Here is a 1,746-nt window from a genome sequence, read left to right as displayed (position 1 = left end):
GACCTTTTTGTTGATTATCTCGTCTTCGTTGGCGTGGATGTCTAGAATCGGAACTGTAATCTTGACCACATCCTCTGTGATTGGGGGCTCGCCGTAGAAACTGATTGCGGACCTCAGGTGCGGGCTTCTGACGGCGCATTTGAGAGAAAGGCCTCCCCCCATGCAGAACCCGAGCGTTGTCACCGCGTCGAACTTGGAGTGGGCTCGTTCGACTGCGGTCAGTGCATCCTCAAGCAGCTGCTCCCTGAATGCAGAATCATAGAGGGTTGCTGCCACCTCTTTGATTTCATGACTGACGCCTTTTTTGTTGAGCGCTTCCGCGACCTTCGCCTTGTCCCGCCTCTCCTCCAATGAAAGCTCCCAGATACCTTCCATGGCCTTCTGGATGTTGTCAGGCGTCAGAATCCTTTCGTGGCCCCTGAACAGGTTGGGCGCTACAGCTGCAAACCCCAGTTTACCGACACGTTTGCAGACGTCCTCGGTGTGTTCGACAAGGCCCCACACTTCATGAAATACGACAACGCACCCTTTGGCTCCCTTCGGAATGACAGAGAACTCAGTCTCGAGCTGTTTTGCCACTAGGCTCCGGTTTCCAGAGCCCACGTTTAAATCGAATGCGGGCTCGGGTTCTCAAGACAGGATGAAGGTCTCTCTGATTTGGGCCAGTCCGAGGCCAGAAAAGACCATCGCGGTCGCAATGAGGAGGTGCTACAGCACCAAGCCCATCGAGGAAATCGAATCGGAACTAGAACAGAAGGGAGCCGAGTATTGGAAATACCTCCTAGGCAAGGCCATGCAGGACAAGTCGCTCGACGTCCTCGAGCACTTCACGATGACCCTGCTTGTCGAGGGAGCTGGGGAAGTAGAAGTGGGCAATCTTGCGCGCGTCTTTCCCTACCTCCGCGCGACCAGGCTGAAGGATTCCGACTGGCTGCTTTCACTTAACTCGAGGACCTTGGTCGAACTCTGGAGGGACCCTCGCGGCAAGGGATTCGCCCAGCTCGTTGTGTCGGAACTTGAGAGCAGGAACGTTTGTCCAATTTTCACTGAGTTGGCTTTCGGAGAGAGGGTTCGTGCGAGTTAAACTTCTGTACAACACGGACTTGGACGCGCTTAAGCAAGTCTTAGTTCAGAAAGGCGTCGTATTTGACCCCGAGGCCCTGATGGACCACGTGGTCTACATGTTCGAAATCGAAGATTGCAGCAGGGTGACGACTCACCAGCTTGTCCGCCACCGAGCGGTTTCCTATGACCAAGAATCACAGCGTTTCTCCGCTGCAACGAGGGAAGGGGTCGTGACCCCCGCCAGCATCCAAACCAACCAGGCCGCCTACAAGGCCTACGACGAAGCGCTCAAGACAGTCTATTCTGCCTACGAGAAAATGGTGGCTGCGGGAATCCCCAAGGAGGACGCCAGGTACATCCTGCCCAGCGCCATCAAGACGAAGCTGGTCATGACCCTCAGCGCGCGGAACCTGATGCATTTGGTCTGGCAGAGGACCGCCCTCCAGGCACAGTGGGAGATCAGGGAGCTCGCCTCGACGCTTCACAGTCTTGCTCGCGAAGCAACCCCTGAGCTCTGGACTAAAATCATCGAGAGATAGCGCTTGGTAAAGGCCTTCGGCACGGCCGGCGTCAGAGGGATCTTCAACCGGACCCAGACCCCGGAACAGGTCTACAGGCTCGCCGAAACGATTGCCTTCGCCTCCGGGAAAGGAAAGTATGGGATCGGATGGGATGGGAGGA

3 protein-coding genes are annotated in these 1,746 nt (G+C 56.1%); 2 read left to right on the top strand and 1 reads right to left on the bottom strand.

The features are described from left to right. Positions 1-579: dienelactone hydrolase family protein (locus tag VGS11_04275; protein HEV2119306.1), on the bottom strand; the 579-nt coding region annotated here is incomplete at its 3' end. Positions 580-640: 61 nt separating this feature from the next. Here VGS11_04275 and VGS11_04270 point away from each other — a divergent pair. After that, on the top strand, positions 641-1,084 hold the full coding sequence (locus VGS11_04270; protein HEV2119305.1) for an FAD-dependent thymidylate synthase: 444 nt from the start codon (positions 641-643) through the stop codon (positions 1,082-1,084). Further along, positions 1,074-1,604 (top strand): FAD-dependent thymidylate synthase, encoded by a 531-nt coding sequence (gene thyX, locus VGS11_04265; GenBank protein ID HEV2119304.1) that lies wholly within the window; start codon positions 1,074-1,076, stop codon positions 1,602-1,604. Before VGS11_04270 ends, thyX begins: the two co-directional genes overlap by 11 nt. Positions 1,605-1,746 lie beyond the last annotated feature (142 nt).

It is taken from the genome of Candidatus Bathyarchaeia archaeon (assembly GCA_035935655.1).
GTDB lineage: Archaea > Thermoproteota > Bathyarchaeia > 40CM-2-53-6 > 40CM-2-53-6 > 40CM-2-53-6.
Note: the sequence above shows the minus strand (reverse complement) of the source record. Positions and strands in the feature narration are given on the sequence as shown.

What these genes read in the sequence shown, in the direction of transcription:
- VGS11_04270 (HEV2119305.1), top strand. Translation starts at nt 641, where the DNA reads ATGAAGGTCTCTCTGATTTGGGCCAGTCCGAGGCCAGAAAAGACCATC.